General features: G+C 54.3%; 14 protein-coding genes. 8 read left to right on the top strand and 6 right to left on the bottom strand.

The window, feature by feature from the left end:
* Positions 1-8: 8 nt before the first annotated feature.
* Positions 9-983, bottom strand: a complete 975-nt coding sequence (locus LL947_RS06060; RefSeq protein WP_290823137.1) for a calcium/sodium antiporter — start codon at positions 981-983, stop codon at positions 9-11.
* 161 nt (positions 984-1,144) lie between these two features.
* On the opposite strand from LL947_RS06060, the gene LL947_RS06055 reads away from it, so the two are divergent.
* The 7 genes from LL947_RS06055 (at position 1,145) to LL947_RS06025 (ending at position 8,187) form a co-directional block, all read left to right on the top strand.
* Positions 1,145-2,524 (top strand): PqiA/YebS family transporter subunit, encoded by a 1,380-nt coding sequence (locus LL947_RS06055; RefSeq protein WP_290823138.1) that lies wholly within the window; start codon positions 1,145-1,147, stop codon positions 2,522-2,524.
* On the top strand, positions 2,517-4,211 hold the full coding sequence (pqiB, locus tag LL947_RS06050; RefSeq protein WP_499834236.1) for an intermembrane transport protein PqiB: 1,695 nt from the start codon (positions 2,517-2,519) through the stop codon (positions 4,209-4,211). The genes LL947_RS06055 and pqiB overlap by 8 nt, the downstream gene beginning before the upstream one ends.
* 15 nt (positions 4,212-4,226) lie before the next feature.
* The gene (locus tag LL947_RS06045) at positions 4,227-4,817 is read left to right on the top strand and encodes a PqiC family protein (protein ID WP_499834235.1); all 591 of its coding nucleotides are present in this window, start codon (positions 4,227-4,229) and stop codon (positions 4,815-4,817) included.
* A gap of 122 nt (positions 4,818-4,939) precedes the next feature.
* On the top strand, positions 4,940-5,443 hold the full coding sequence (locus LL947_RS06040; protein WP_290823141.1) for a hypothetical protein: 504 nt from the start codon (positions 4,940-4,942) through the stop codon (positions 5,441-5,443).
* 8 nt (positions 5,444-5,451) lie between these two features.
* Positions 5,452-6,651: an MFS transporter gene (locus tag LL947_RS06035; RefSeq protein WP_499834234.1), complete on the top strand. Its 1,200-nt coding sequence runs from the start codon at positions 5,452-5,454 to the stop codon at positions 6,649-6,651.
* A gap of 66 nt (positions 6,652-6,717) precedes the next feature.
* Entirely contained in the window at positions 6,718-7,785 is a 1,068-nt protein-coding gene (locus LL947_RS06030) for an asparaginase (protein WP_499834233.1), read from the top strand.
* Positions 7,786-7,947: 162 nt separating this feature from the next.
* Positions 7,948-8,187, top strand: coding sequence for a DUF2789 domain-containing protein (locus LL947_RS06025; RefSeq protein ID WP_290823144.1), 240 nt, complete (start codon positions 7,948-7,950; stop codon positions 8,185-8,187).
* A 36-nt stretch (positions 8,188-8,223) separates the two neighbouring features.
* Here the strand turns inward: LL947_RS06025 and LL947_RS06020 are convergent, their stop codons facing one another.
* From LL947_RS06020 to trhP, 3 genes are read right to left on the bottom strand one after another with little or no spacing between them, the layout of a single operon-like run.
* On the bottom strand, positions 8,224-8,889 hold the full coding sequence (locus LL947_RS06020) for a TVP38/TMEM64 family protein (RefSeq protein ID WP_290823145.1): 666 nt from the start codon (positions 8,887-8,889) through the stop codon (positions 8,224-8,226).
* On the bottom strand, positions 8,882-9,298 hold the full coding sequence (locus tag LL947_RS06015; protein WP_499834232.1) for an SRPBCC family protein: 417 nt from the start codon (positions 9,296-9,298) through the stop codon (positions 8,882-8,884). The genes LL947_RS06020 and LL947_RS06015 overlap by 8 nt, the downstream gene beginning before the upstream one ends.
* Positions 9,299-9,348: 50 nt before the next feature.
* Positions 9,349-10,761, bottom strand: coding sequence for a prephenate-dependent tRNA uridine(34) hydroxylase TrhP (gene trhP / locus LL947_RS06010; protein WP_499834231.1), 1,413 nt, complete (start codon positions 10,759-10,761; stop codon positions 9,349-9,351).
* Between the two features lie 150 nt (positions 10,762-10,911).
* On the opposite strand from trhP, the gene LL947_RS06005 reads away from it, so the two are divergent.
* Positions 10,912-11,232 carry a YkgJ family cysteine cluster protein gene (locus LL947_RS06005; RefSeq protein WP_499834381.1) on the top strand — a complete coding sequence of 107 codons (321 nt, stop codon included), beginning with the start codon at positions 10,912-10,914 and terminating at the stop codon, positions 11,230-11,232.
* A 15-nt stretch (positions 11,233-11,247) separates the two neighbouring features.
* Here LL947_RS06005 and LL947_RS06000 read toward each other — a convergent pair whose 3' ends face one another.
* On the bottom strand, positions 11,248-15,144 hold the full coding sequence (locus tag LL947_RS06000) for an ATP-binding protein (RefSeq protein ID WP_404417412.1): 3,897 nt from the start codon (positions 15,142-15,144) through the stop codon (positions 11,248-11,250).
* 29 nt (positions 15,145-15,173) lie between these two features.
* The gene (locus LL947_RS05995; RefSeq protein WP_290823149.1) at positions 15,174-15,830 is read right to left on the bottom strand and encodes a MiaE family protein; all 657 of its coding nucleotides are present in this window, start codon (positions 15,828-15,830) and stop codon (positions 15,174-15,176) included.
* Positions 15,831-15,966: the final 136 nt, after the last annotated feature.

The raw sequence follows: 15,966 nt of genomic DNA, 5'->3' as shown, positions 1-15,966 counted from the left end.
GATCAGGGTCAGCTAGCGACAACCACTGAAATCATATACAAGGTGTAAGCAACAAATACCAGAAGCAGAAAGCCGCCTTCCCAACGATTGATAAGACGCGTGCGCCCTCGCCAGGAAAAAGCAAATAGCATCATCATCACTGTCATTACCAACATGACCAACCAATCACGGGTCAGGACCTCGCTGCCCGTCTCAATCGGCACGATAATACCCGCGAGGCCCACGACGCCCAGCGTATTGAACAGGTTCGATCCCACCACATTACCCAGCACCATTTCATGCTCTTTGCGACGTAACGCGCTGATTGAAGAAGCCAGCTCAGGAAGCGAGGTGCCGATTGCAACAACCGTCAGTCCAATAATCAGCTCGCTGACCCCAAACGCCACGGCAATATCAACGGCCCCCCATACCAACAGACGTGAACTGATAATCAACAGGGTCAGACCAACCAGCGTCCACATCAGTGCGTTACCGCGAGACATGGGCTGGTTTTCCAATGTCGCCGAGACTTCGTCAACAAACGCATCATCCTGGCTGCTACGGGAGTAAATGATACTGATGGTTATCAGCAACACCAGAACGGCGAGCAATAGCACCGCTTCCCAACGGGATACCCATCCATCCAGCAGCATCCACCCCGTCAAGAGGGTCACCGCAAGCAATACCGGCATTTCTCGACGTACCACACCAGAATCAACGGCCAAAGGCGCCAACAAAGCAACAGCACCCAGTACCAGCCCGATGTTGGCTATATTGGATCCATACGCATTACCGACTGCCAGACCCGGACTACCTTGGATAGCGGCCAACACTGACACCATCATTTCAGGTGCTGATGTTCCAAAACCGATCACCAACATCCCGATCAACAGCGGTGAAAGGCCCAACCAGCGCGACGTAGCAGCAGCACCATCAATAAATTTTTCCGCGCTCCAGATGAGAAGGACAAGTCCGAGGAGTACGGCAAGCACAGGCATTAACATTACATTTCCTTTATTCATTCCCGATATGCACAATAACGACAGCAGCCTTGGGTAGACCTTTAAAATAGTCAAGTAATTCGTCGCCTGCGCTTATATCGGGACATCAAGGCTCACTATCAGCTTATTGACAAGGCCGGTATATGAAAATACAGCAACGTTCAATGATGACGCGCCCTGAACTGGCCAAGGCACGTTTTCGAAAGCTTGCCGCCTCGGCGTCCTATGCCGACCTCTCACCGCCTGAAACCAGAACACAACGCAGGCGGTTAAGAGCGTGCCATGAGTGCGATTGGGTATCTGCCCTCCCCCCCCTGGAGTCAGGTGAAAAAGCCTGTTGCCCACGTTGTAAACATACGCTGGTCAAACGCCATCGTTACCCGGCACAACGCAGTATGGCTCTGGCCATTTCGGCGCTTGTAGCCCTTGTTCTTGCCGTGTCATTCCCGTTTGTACGCTTTAGCGTCAGTGGTATCGGCAATGAAATTGAACTTACCCAGACAGCCACCAGCCTGATCGGGTTTCACCAGCCTATTGTCGCTATTGCCGTTATCATGAGCATTGTCATTCTGCCGGCGCTCTATCTTTCCGGATTGATATGGCTGCAGATCAGTCTGCTGATTGGTCGTCATTTACCCTTCAGCAAAGACGTGGCAAGATCCTTGACGCATCTGACGCCCTGGCTAATGGCAGACGTTTTTATCGTCGGTGCACTGGTCAGTCTGATAAAGATTGCCGGCATTGCCCAGATATCCCTTGGCGCTTCTTTCTGGGCATTCTGTGCATTTGCCGTACTGCTACTGTTTACCATCCAGTCCGTTGATGCTGATTGGATGTGGTATTCCCTTGAAGATGGTGAGCCTCCTGCACCCAAAGGCACGCAGACCGGTAGAACGGCGGCTGGTCAGGGCGTGATAGGATGCGCCACCTGCGGATTGATTAACCGTCCGGATAAAAAGGTCGATAAGCCTCGTTGCAAGCGCTGTCATGAACGTCTGCATTCTCGCTATCCGCATAGCTTGCAGCGCACCTGGGCACTTCTTGCAGCGGCCATGGTCATGTATATTCCTGCTAACCTTTATCCCATCATGACGACCACCAGTCTGGGCAATGAGTCTCCTTCAACTATCATCGGAGGGGTCGTTGAGCTGATTCAGATGGGTTCATGGCCAATTGCGCTGGTGATTTTTATTGCGAGCGTGATCGTCCCTGTTGGCAAACTGGTTGCCCTGGTCTGGTTGTGTCTGGTGGCCAGCCATAGTAGTGAGCTGAATGCCCACAATCGCGCCGTCATTTATCGTATAACCGAGTTTATTGGCCGCTGGTCAATGATAGACGTCTTTGTCGTTGCCATACTGGTCGCATTGATTCGCGCGGGTTCATTGATGTCAATCACGCCAGGCCCGGCCGCACTGGCCTTCGGTAGTGTCGTCGTTCTGACAATGCTGGCCGCCATGATGTTCGACCCGCGCCTGATCTGGGATACTCCTTTACCACGCAGGCGTCACCGCACTTACGTCAACCAGGAACCTGTTGATGGATAATGAAACACGCAAAGAACCACACGAGGAAGAAGCGTTACATCATGCCAAAGCTTCTCCCCAGGCAAGGCTTTCCCCTATATGGATTATTCCCCTGATCGCCATTGCAATCGGGATCTGGCTGGTCTATGACAACTACAGCAGCCGCGGCACCCTGGTCACGCTGGCCATGGACAACGCCGACGGTATTGAAGCAGGCAGCACCCTGATCAGAAGCCGAAGCGTTGAGGTAGGTCGTGTCGAAAGTGTCCAGTTATCGGAGGACTTATCACATGCGGTCATCTCTGCCCGAATCAATCAGGAAGCCCAGGAAATGCTCAACGAAGGAAGCCGTTTCTGGGTTGTAAAACCGCGTATAGGCAGAGAGGGTATCAGCGGCCTGGGTACCGTGCTGTCAGGTGCCTACATCCAGCTGGAGCCTGGTAACTCAAGCGAGTTTAAGGATGAATTCAGTGTCAGCGATGTCCCCCCCGTCGCGCCTGCCGGCATTTCAGGCCTGTCGCTTAAGCTGGTCAGCCAATTGGGCAACTCACTGCGACCCGGTGACCCGGTCTCCTATCAAGGGTATACGGTCGGTCGTGTTGATGAAGTAGCGTTCAACCCGGAAGAGCGGACCATGCATCACACCATTTTTATCGAAGACCCTTATTCCAGTCTGGTAACAACGGGAACCCGTTTCTGGACGTCAAGCGGTGTCGATTTTCAGCTGGATGCTGACGGTGTACGACTGAATCTGGAATCACTGGAAGCCTTGCTCGGCGGCGGTGTGACCTTTGGTGTGCCAGAAGATATGCCCATGGGTCAAGAAGTTGATTCTGATGCCCGGTTTAATCTTTTTGCCGATGAAGACAGTGCTCGCCAAGGGACTTTTCGCCATTACCTGGAATATGTGCTCCTGATTGATGATACCGTTCGCGGTCTAAAAAAATCGGCGCCTGTTGAATTCCGCGGAGTCAGGGTGGGGACCGTCACCGCCGTTCCCTGGAATTTTACGGCATCGCAGCCAGAGACACGCACCAGCTTTGCTATCCCGGTATTGATCAGAATCGAGCCTCAACGGTTGGGCATTGAAGGAAGCAACATCGACCTTGACGAGTGGGGAGAACGTTTCGAACGAATGTTCTCGATGGGTTTGCGCGCTTCACTGAAAAGCGGCAACCTCCTCACTGGCGCCCTTTTTGTTGACTTGAACTTCCAGCGCGATCTGGCAGGTAGCTATACTCAGGAAACATTTTCCGAGCGCCGCGTGTTTCCCAGCGTGGCTGGCGAGTTTGCCCAGATCCAGGCACAGATAACGGCATTACTCGACAAACTGAACGGGCTTGAAGTGGAGCCATTGCTGGCCGGACTGGATCGCAACCTGCAGGCATCAGAAGCGGTGTTGAATGAGACGCAGCTATTGATCAGTGAAACCCGTGACGTATCCAACGCCATAGAACAAGTGCTGAATGACCCAGAAACACTGGCGATGGGCAGCAATATCAATGCCACGCTGGAAGAACTGCGTAACACGCTGCAAGGTATCTCGCCATCATCACCTGCCTATGAAGACTTGATCTCTACCACCCAGCGAATTGATCGGCTGGTGCGAGACCTGCAACCGTTGACGCGTACGCTGAATGAAAACCCTCGCGCCCTGCTGTTTGACAACCTGGACGCCACTGATCCTGTTCCACGGGCACCCCAATAAACAGAGAGACTTGATATGGCAAGGCGACTTGATTTGTTCATGGTGATGCTACTGTTGGCTCCTTTGCTTACGGCCTGTGCCAGTAGCGTTACACCTGCTGCACGCTACCTACTCCCATCCGTGCCTGCGGCCGGCATACCGGCAACACCGGTCGTTGATATTCAGGTAGACGTGCCTCAGCTGGCCCATTTTCTGGACGTCGATGGCATAGTACTCCAGCTGGATGATATAGAAATGCGCGAAGCCCGTGACCATCAATGGGGAGACACGCTGGATCGCCAGCTGGCGCGGAACCTCAGGAGCGCACTGGCGCTGTCCTTACCCGCTACACGCATAACACGTGCCAGCAACCCCTCCAGGGAAGTCTTGACGCTAAGCCTGGACATTGATGAATTCCAGGGCCGCTATGACGGTTATGCTGTTGCCAGTGGCCAATGGCAGTTGCGCAATGCCGATAACCAACTGCTGCACCTAGGCAGTTTTACGCAAAGCGCTGCCTTGGTTGATGACGGTTACCCGGCACTCGTCAGAGCTCTGGGCCAGGCCTGGAATGATGTAGCCGACGAAATCGCCCAGACACTGCAGAACAAGGGCTATGCCCGTTAGCCGGCGGTCAACTTAACTGTCACAATTCGCTGGGCACTGTCTCATCCGTGTCGCCGCATGGAAAGATGAGGACATTGCCATTTTCTATTTACAAGCCATTCAATTCATTCAGGAGTCGCTCGATGGCGTCATCGCAATTAATGGAAGAATACCGCCGCTGGCTGACCTTTCAACGCCAGGAACAGCTGAGTCGTGAACATCTAGGAATCGTGCAACGCCTTGAAGACGCCCGAGTATCAGCCTCTCAGGTTGTTAAGGCCTACCGCAGCATGGCAGAAAAAGCCGCCAAGGAAGGTGCCTGCTACCGAACCTTGTTTTTACGCACCACGCCAGAACAGCCGTCACTGGTGTGCGAAGGCTGGCTATTTGTTCGCCGAATGCTGAGTGAAGGACAGCAGACACGCATCCGCGCTACCCTGCTGGAAACCTTTACACTTGAAGATGGCATCATACCCGTGGGTGATAAACCTGCTAGAAAAATCACCCTGGAAATCTACGACTATCTGGATATCAACAAGGGAATGCATACCTCCGCCAGAGTTGACGCCCTTGAGTCGTCCCAGGACACTCAGTTCCTCACACTGCTGGATGCCGTCCGCGGCGATTTACGCCCCCACATGACATAAGCCTATCAATGACGCAAAGGCACCCCGTTATTTTTCTCATTCTGATGGTTGTCGTGGGACTTAATCTACGCCCGGCACTCTCATCGGTAGCGCCATTATTAACCCGGTTACAGGAGACGGCGGGACTTTCGCCGACGGCTGCTGGTTTACTCACAACGCTCCCCGTGCTGTTTCTCGGGCTGTCAGCTCCCTTGGCACCCTTGCTTGCCAGGGCAGTGGGCAGCGAACGTGCCTTGAGTATTGCGCTGCTCGTTCTCACTATTGGGCTCATCTGGCGGGGCCTGCCCTTTGGCGGGGCGCTGTTTATAGGATCGGCAATGGCAGGATCAGCAATTGGCCTTGGCGGCACCTTGCTGCCCGCCCTGGTCAAACGCGAATTACCTGGCAGCGCTGACCTGGTCACCGGCCTGTATACGATGGCGTTGTGCATGGGGGGTGCCATTGGCGCTGGCTTGAGCGTCCCCTTGACCACCTGGCTAGGCAGCTGGCAAGCCAGCTTGATGAGCTGGTCGCTGCTGGCTGTTTTCGCCCTCCTTATCTGGCATTTTGCCTTTCCCCATCCAAAGACCACTGACGTCACACCACTTCACGCCAGCGGTTTGTCGAAAATGCTCAATAAGGGGCTTACCTGGCAGATCATGCTGTTCATGGGATTGCAATCATCAATGGCCTATGTGGTGTTTGGCTGGCTTCCTTCCCTGCTTGTCGATCGTGGCTATAGTGAAGCAGCGGCCGGATGGACAATGGCGATTTCGATCATGTGCCAGCTCTTTGCTGCGCTTTCAGCGCCTTGGTTAGCTCGACTCGGACGTGATCAACGACCTGCCCTGATCATTGTCCAGGTGGTCACCGCTAGCGGGTTGTGGATCCTGTTGATTGGCCCGCTCAACTGGAAATGGCCAGGCGCAGCACTTCTCGGCATTGGACAGGGTGGCAGTTTCAGCCTTGCCCTGAGCCTGCTGGTCTTGAGAACCGCCAACTCGCGCCTGGCGGGGCAGCTATCCGGTCTAGTGCAAGGGGGTGGCTACACCCTGGCATCCCTGGGACCTTTTATCGTTGGCTGGCAGTTACAATCAGGTGCCAGTACGACCTTTATCGGCTGGTTTCTGATAGCGGTGATCGCCCTGTGCTCCTGCTTTGCCCTGTTTGCCGGGCGCAACCGGCGCCTGAGTGATGACGGCGGGCAATTAGTGGTTCATCGTTACTGAAGCCTCCTGGTTACAGAGCAGCCCTCTGAATTATCCTTGCCTTGCGAACAGCACTGGAGTGACACCATGAGTACGCTTTCACTGACTGCCAACGCTCCCGATCTGGAACGGGTGCTGATCATCTATACGGGTGGAACCATCGGTATGCAAGCCTCATCCACGGGCCTGGCCAGAAGTGGTGGCATCGATGAAAAAGTTGAAAAGGCGCTTGCTACATTACCCATCAAGGAACGCCAGCAATTGCCGGCGTATGATGTGCTCAGCTACTCCACGCCGATTGATTCAAGTGCCGCCACGCCAATGAATTGGCAACAGCTTGCAGCCGATATTCATAACAATCTCAACCGCTATGCAGGTTTTGTCGTTCTGCATGGCACGGACACCCTGAGCTGGACGGCTTCAAGTCTTGCCTATCAACTGCAAGGGCTGGATCGACCGGTTATTCTGACAGGCGCCATGCAACCCCTGGACGTTGCCAACAGCGACGGACAGGGAAATATCGTTGGGTCTTTACGCTTCGCGCTCCAGGCAGATCTGCAGGAAGTCGCCATCTTCTTTGCTGGCCGCTTGCTACGCGGTGTGCGCAGTACCAAACGACACACAGAAGCCGATGATGCGTTTATCACGCCCAACTATCCGCTTCTCGGCTCACGGGTAGGCGATGACTTTGTTTATTACACAACGCGTGGGCTAGCCTATCAACAACAAGGCGCACCCCGCTTTGAATTGCCTGATTACGCCCCACTGGCCAATGGAGACGTTGTCCGCATTACCTGCTGGCCCGGCATGGCAGCCTGGCAACTTGAAAGCTGGTTGGGCGATGCCCGTGTAAAAGGTGCACTATTACAGCTTTGGGGATCCGGCAACCTGGGGGAAAACCCCGCCATACTGGAGGTACTGGCCAGCGCCAGTGGACAAGGGAAATTATTGGCAGCTACCAGCCAGTGCCCAGCAGGTAGTATTCATCTTGGCGCCTATGCCGCTGGTCACGGCGTATTTGAAGCGGGCGTACTGTCTGGCGCTGATATGACATCAGAGGCGGCGTATACCAAACTGGTTCACCTCTTGGGGCAACCCATTTCCAACGAGCAGCGCCGAACCCTTTTTGTGACCTCTCTGGTTGGCGAACGCTAGGGGCTGTTGACGTTGCATTGCTAACCGCGCTGCAGCGCGACCTGTGATGCTATGCGATTAAAAAGCCTTGATTGCTGTCCCTGCAAACGGATAGATTAACAAAGCAACGGGCGAATATTGACCTTTGACAACACAACCTGCCAACAGATTTGGAGAGCCGCCATGGAAAAACCAGTGCATCATTTCAGTGAACTGTTTGAACAACTCGGTCTGGCTAACGATGCTGCGTCAATCGAACGCTTTATCGAACGTCACTCTCCCCTGGCTGATGAAATGCCACTTGCTGATGCGCCTTGCTGGAACGAAGGACAGGCAGAATTTCTTCGTGAAGCCGTCGACGAGGATGCCGACTGGGCGGAAGTTGTTGATCATCTTGATGCTTCAATGCACAAAAAAAGCTGATCAATCAAATGTCAGTGGCAACGTATACTGACAGCATCAACACTTTCTTGTTGTGTCGTAGCGGCGCCGAAACCAGGCGCCCATTAATAACAAGACAGCCAGAATGATCAGCGGCATGATGACGTCTAACTGTAGTGGATTTTCTTCTTCAATGGCTTCAAGCGCTCCGTAAATGGCGCTGCTATATACCAACCATTTGGCTGATAGCCCCAGGGTAGCGGCTATCAGATAGGTTTTTATGGGCAACCGGCTCAGCCCGGCAGCAAAGTTAATAACAGAATGAGGAAAACCGGGCAGTAAGCGTAAAGCACACTGGGTCATCAGATCACCGCGCTTTTCAAACGTACCCATGACTTTCAATGTGAGTGGCCCGGGTTTCCATCGCTCGCCAATGCTGGCAGATAATCGGTAGGCGCCATAAGCCCCTGCGACACTCCCTACCGTCAAAAGAAGGGTAGCAACCGCTGGTGCGTAAAAGGGAGCAATCATCCAGACACCAATGCTGCCTGGCAAACCAATAGACAGAGTGACTGCCATGATGACGATCACCGCTATGATTACCACAGGATGATGGGACATCTGCATGGCCCAGTCCTTGAACGCTATCAGATCAGGCGAGTACCATAACCACGCGTAAGCTAATAAAACGCCCCCAGCAATAAAAAGCCACCAGAGGTAGGGCAGCCGAATACGTTTACTCATTCAACTTGGCTTCAACCCGGTCGAGTATCTGGCGACTTACCTTATTCACGAGAGGCGTCGCCGCTTTGTTGACCGCTCTTTCCATCAAGCGGTTGCGGATTTCATAGGTCAGGGTCAGCGACACTTCAGTCCCTTGTGGTACAGCACGTAAATGATAGCGTCCATAATTTTTGACCCCATCCACCGATTCCCAGGCCAATACTTCCGGCGCGCGGGATTCAGTCACTTCAACATCAAACGTCCAGTCCATTTTCAAAGCCCTGACATGCCAACGGTAACGCTCACCGCCCAAGGGTTCAATGCGCTTGATAAGATCAGAATAATCAGCGAAATCTTCTACCTGGCACAACACGCTGAAGACCTTTTCAGGAGGAGCGGCTATGATTTCGCTATGTCGGATAGTAGCCATGGAAAGTGTCCGTGTTGATCAAAGGAGAAGAATGAGCGTTACATTTCGGTTCACTGCCCGGGTAGATCCCTCATCAGCAAGGCAAACTCAATACGTTCTGGCGCAATGGCATCGCCGGGGATCGGAATACGAACCACATGGCCTGACCCGGGTGCCGCGTCAACAGATGCGCCGCGTCTGTTTTCAATATGTTCAAGTGTGAAGCGTCGGTTGCCACCTGGTAGCATTAATTCCATTCCGTCACCGATCTCGAAACGGTTCTTGACCTCAATCTCAACCACGCCCCGCTCGGGGTAATATGCCGTTACTTCGCCTACAAACTGCTGGTGCACACCGATTGAGTGACCCTGCTGGTAATTCTGATATTCATCATGCACGTGGCGGCGATAAAAACCTTCGGTATAGCCGCGATTGGCCAGATTATCCAGTTCATCCATCAAACGCATATCAAAAGGACGACCGGCCACCGCATCGTCAATGGCGCGCCGGTAGACCTGTGCCGTTCGTGCCACGTAATAGTGTGACTTGGTACGGCCTTCAATCTTTAATGATGCCACTCCCATGCGCGCCAGCTCAGGCACATGCTGCACTGCACGTAGATCCTTGGAATTCATGATATAGGTGCCATGTTCATCTTCAAATATCGGCATCAATTCCCCAGGACGAGTACGATCTTCAATCAGCGCCGAAAGCTCGTCCTGTCCCTCAACGCCGCCTGACGTCGCCGTGGAATCAGCACTGCCACTGGCGGCCGCAATAAGAGCGTTATCCTCGGGCGACCACACCCCCGCCGAATGGGCGCGCGCAGAATTGGCCGGCACCAGATCGCCAGTGTCATCCTGAGCCGCTGCCACCGTGTTATATTTCCAACGGCAGGCGTTGGTACAGGTACCCTGATTGGGATCACGATGATTAAAATACCCTGACAGGAGACAACGCCCTGAATAGGCTATGCACAGGGCACCGTGCACGAACGTTTCAATTTCCAGGTCAGGACATTCAGCGCGGATCTCGCCGATTTCGGCCAATGACAACTCACGTGACAGTATAATGCGGCTGATGCCCTGTTGCTGCCAGAACCTGGCCGCCGCCCAGTTAACCACGTTAGACTGTACCGATAGATGAATGACCTGTTCAGGCCATTGCTCACGAATCATCATGATCAAACCCGGGTCTGACATGATCAACGCATCCGGGCCCGCTTCTATCACCGGCTGCATGTCCCGCAAATAGGTTTTCAGCTTGCTGTTATGGGGCGCTATATTGGACGCTACATAAAACTGTCTACCGCGCTCATGGGCATAGGCAATGCCCTTATGCAGGTTATCAATCTTGAAATCATTATTGCGCACTCTCAAGGAGTAACGTGGCTGCCCCGCGTAAACCGCATCAGCACCATAGGCAAAGGCGTAACGCATGTTCTTGAAAGTACCTGCTGGAGACAGCAATTCCGGAGCATTCATCAACAAAACTCACTTCTTAAAACTCAACGTTAATAGTGACCTGATCGGCGACTGGAACCCATGATATTACCGCTTGAAGCGAATCCTGGTAGCAAAGATCTCAGTAAGGCTGGCGCTGATAAAACCAACGCCCGAACCGCCACGCTTATTATGACTGACCAAACGGATGTGAAGGATACCCACGCTCTCTGTGGCGAGGATAATGACAACTGCCGCCCCGGCTGCGGTGCTTGTTGCATTGCGCCATCCATCAGCAGCCCGATACCCGGGATGCCGCAGGGTAAGCCCGCGGGCGTCCGCTGTGAGCAACTTGACCAGGATAACCTGTGTCGGCTGTTTGGCGACAGCCGGAGACCGGAAGTTTGTTATCAGTTTACGTTTGAGCGAACTTTGTGTGGCACCAACCGCCAACAGGCACTGGAAAACCTGGCGTGGCTGGAGGGCCAGACACTCAGTACCTTGCAGAGGTAATGACGTCGCTCACTTTCAACCTTCCAGGCTTTCCGGCGCCATCCGATGATCCAGCAGACTGACCCAGCGCACCAACACCGGTGCATCCGTATGGTTCACTGCTGCCAGCAGGCAACGAAACGCTTCCCTTGCTGCTGTGTCCCCTGGTTCAATGCGCGTTAACCATAGTGCCCAGGCGGCCAATTCCTGATGCCGGTTACCATGCTCCTGCGCCTGCTCTATCGCCAGCTCCAGCAACTGCCGGACGTCATTCCGGGAATACCCCATCATGTCGCGTACCCGTGCAAGCTGAACCGCTAATTCAGGCAAAAACAGGGTGTTGCGTTCACGCGCAATCACCAGACACTGATCAAGATAGTCTTCAGCGGCCGCCAACTCACCCACCGCAATACATGCATCTGAATACCATAATACAGGACGCTGGTAATGGTCACGACCGTTGAGTTCAGTCATCTGGTCAAGACTATCCCGCAGCCTGAGGACACCTTCCGTGTCGCCTGACAGTGCCTGCTGCCAACCGAGCACACCTTGCGCAGAGATTTGCCACAGCTGTAGATCCGGCGTCCCCGTCATGGCCTCAGCACGTTCCGCATGGCGCGCCGCCAGATGTACGTGCCCCAATTGACGATACAGGGCAGCCGCGAACAACAGAGCCATGGCCAGTGTTCCGGGGTGACCAATCTGCTCAGCCAGACGAATGGCAGCCGACACTTGTCGCTCTGCGCGCTGATAATCACCGCGTAGACATAGCGCCCACCCCTGAAAACAGGCTGCTGTCACCTGCGGATGGTCAGAGAACGGCAGCCACTCTATCATCATTGGAGAATTTAGTGGGTCAATTTCATCCAGGTGATCGTAGGCCTGTTGAATCTTACCCGCCCAATATTCACAGTGGGCACGGGCATAGTCCGCCAGACGTTGATAGCGGGGGTCGTCTAACCTGGCGGCCAGGTCGGCCAGTGTTGAAGCCAGTGCAAACGCATCAGCATGAGCGTAGCGCTGACTGCGCCCCACCCAGAGACCCCATTTCACCAGAAAAATCTGTTCAAGATCTTCAGGCTCATCAGACGCCTCGCCTTCTTCACTTATTAACAGTTCACGAGCCCGAAGAAAGCTTTCATGCGCAGTCGGTGAACCATGCCCTTCCAGCGCAAAGGCAGCCTGTCCTCTTACCGTCAGCAGGCTTATTTCGCGCTCAGCCTGATGATTGACATGACGCAGGCTAGCCAAGCCGAAATCGGCCATGCGCAACGCCGTTCGGTTAGCACTGACCTTGAGCGCCTCACGAGCCGCCAGCTCAAAGTAACGTGCCCCTCTGGCGTAATGACCGCTACGCCGAAGATGCGTGGCAAAATCGCCGGGGTGACGGCTTATCCACATAGGGAAGCGTTCTTCAATCAGGCTTACTACGTGCTGGTGTAGTTTGACACGCACATCCCGTGGGCAGGAAAGGTAGGCCGCCTCCTGAAGTAGCTGGTGACTGAACTGGTATTCATATTCCTGGCCCTCATGTTCCACCGGCTCGATAATTTCCAGTTGACGCATGTGCGACAGTGCCAGCTGCAAGTCGGCCTGATCAAGCTCACAGCATTCAGCCAGGAAATCCAGCCGGAAACGCTTACCCAGCACCGCCGCAATGTGGGCGACATGGCGATCCTGCTCCAGTTGATCAATCCGACTGGCCAGTAGACCCAGCAGGCCCTTTGGCAAATCATCAAATTGCACCGAGCGCCCTTCACGACGATCCATATCCAGTCGTCTACAGATTTCCTGCATATATAAAGGCACACCGTCGCACCGTTCAAGGATCTGGGCACGCAAGCGCGGGCTCAGGTGGATGCGATACCGCCGTGAGAGCTGTGAGAGCAAGCGCGAGGACTGCTGCTGATCCAGCCGGCCGAGCGTAATCTGTTGATCCCAATGGAGTTTGACAGGCAGGGTTTCTCGACCATGATGGCTGGCAACCAGCATGAACGCTGTATTGATCGGCAAACGCGCTTGCAGGCCGGAAAGCACTTTGAACGACGGTTCATCCAGCCATTGCAGATCATCCAGCATCACTATCAGGGTGCGTTCAGCGGCCTGATACTCAATAACGGCATGCAGCAGGTTGACGACCAGCTCAAGTGCTTCGCCATTGTGGATCAACTGCGAAACTTCCTGGACATCGCGAACACCCAAGGCTTCTTCAAGTAACGTTTGCTGGCTATCGGTCAGGGCCTTCATGCCCAGACGCGCCTGTAACTGTGCCAGGGCCTCCATATCCGGGGATGACTCCAGATACCAGGCGACCAGATGACGTGCCACGCCGTAGGGTTCCAGTACCGATAGTCGCGTGGTGGGTTGCCAGCAAATTGCCGCATCACGGCTGAGTTCTAGCTGGCGAAAACCAACCATCAGGGCTGACTTGCCCATGCCTGACGGACCACGTACCAGCACACTCTGGCGCAGGCCGATGCCTGCCCTTGCCAACGCATCCCGCAAGGTTTTGAGCGATGTTTCACGCCCCACCAGGCTTGGCGGCATGGCGTCCCTGCCACCTTCATTGCGTCCTAGCACCAGGGCACGAAGCCGTACGCGACCGTCACTTGCCACAAGGCGCGATACCAGACGAGGCTGCAGATCCAACGCTGGCGGCATATGTTGACTGGCTTCCTGGGAGATCACCAATTCACTGCCTTCCGATGCACTCATCAATTCAAGCGACGTCTGGGTGACCTGCCCTAACGGATCCGCCAGCTGACGTTCTGGCAAGTAAACCACACGCCCACTGTGCAGGCCGGCGGCCAGTTCAAAGCAAGGGGGATCTCCCTGCCCACACCAGTGCCGCTGACATTCCAGCGGCAGTGCCTGCCGGCAATGCTCATAGAGGGCAACAAGTTCAGCCAACTGATGTGCCGGGCCGTGGGTGCCGAAACAGGCAAGCCCCAGCCCCCCGGTTGCGCCAGGCAGCCAGAAACCGCCCAGATGATGGCATTGACGTTCCAACCAGCGAAGCAGCTCAAGCTGCAACGACAAGCAGCTCCGCGTCGCTTCCCTGTCCTGCCAGTCACCCTGCAGGCGCAGGCGAATTGCCATTACAGACAACTGACGCAGTTCAATCTCATCTTCCTTGAGTGGTTTGCTATCAGCAGCAAGCACGCGGCTGTAGGCGCCCTGGGGTGAAAGACTGCGCGGGTCCTGAGGAACATCGGACCAGTAGCTGGCAAGCTGTAAAAAGCTGGGTTCAGGCTGCTGTCCAGACAAGGCCAGCAGCTGCAAGTAGCTGTTGTAATGTTCATGTGCGGCAGCCATCTGATCCTTTTCCGCTAACTGCTTGACCAGGCGCTCATGAAAAGGCCCATAGCCTGAAAACCGGCTGACCAATGCCTCCAGCAGTTCATCAGGCACGCTGGAAGGGCTTTCCAACACCTGCTCGGCAAAACGGATAACCCGCTGACGCCACTCGTTTCGTACCTGTACCAACCAACGTTGAAATTCGCCGCAATTTGACAGCTGCAGCTCTTCAACCAGATCACCCTGATAGCAGTTCATCACTTCTTCCAGGGTGTCAAGATCCTGCGACCCTTCCAGCAAGCGCTGCAATTCGTGCAGATCAACTCCCCAATGGGAAGGTAATTGAAAGGCAATAGTCTGCCTTGAAACAGTCAACACCTTATCTGCATTCTCACCCAGCGACTGACGCAGACAGTGCAAGGCATGACGCAGGTTGGTGCGCCCTGAAGACAAGCCTTGATCAGGCCATAACAGTTCTGCCAGCGCAGCTCGGTTAATCGGTTGAGGATGAAGCAGAAGATAGACCAGTAGTGCTTTTACCTTGTCGTAACTGAAATGGGTGATGACATCATCGCCCTGGGTTAGCGAGAAATGCCCCAAAAGCACCAGTTGATCAGTTTCATGAGCATTGAGCATGGTACACATCCTGGTGGGCAGCCAGCGGTTCAGCTTGGAACACCGCTGTGGAAACGAAACGCCGTATCAGGCGATGTGATAAGCGCCTGTTCACGCGCAACAAACAGGGCAATGCGATCGTCAATGGGGGCTTCTGTCTGCTGGCGCGCCAACAGAAGATAATCTTCGAAGTGACGGCCTTCCGACTTTACCAGTGTACGGTAAAATTTTGCCAGTTCTTCATCGAGATAAGGTATCAAACGCGCAAAACGCTCACAGCTACGTGCTTCAATCAAGGCGCCGATTATCAGCAGATCTATCAGGCGCTCCGGATCGCTGCTGCGCATGAGCTGACGCAGTCCATCAGCATAACGGGAAGCTGTCAGGTGGCGGTAACCAACTCCACGGCGCTGCATCAGTGTTACCACCTGTTCAAAGTGCAGAAGTTCCTCACGGGCAAGTTGCGACATCTTGCTGAGCAAAAGGGGCTGTTCAACGTAACGATAAAGCAGGCTCATGGCTGTCGATGCCGCCTTCTTTTCACACTGAGCATGATCAACCAGCAGGATATCCGGATTGGCGTACGCCCATTCCAGCCAGCCAAGCGGTGTCGGGCAACCCAGAAAGTCCAGAAGACTCTCCGGAAGGAGATCATCAGCTTGCAAGTGATGGGACGCTTTCTTGAGTGCAGCAGGAGGATTCGACATAGCGTTTGTGCTCAAACCTTTTATAAATATTGTACAACAATTATTCGCTGTTACCTATGAACTCTCAATAACTGGCAATACTATCAAGCCATATGGTAACGCGCCGTCTGTGGAATCACACTCGCTGACATCCTTG

Source organism: Halomonas sp. BLK-85 (assembly GCF_044792155.1).
Lineage (GTDB): Bacteria > Pseudomonadota > Gammaproteobacteria > Pseudomonadales > Halomonadaceae > Vreelandella.
Note: the sequence above shows the minus strand (reverse complement) of the source record. Positions and strands in the feature narration are given on the sequence as shown.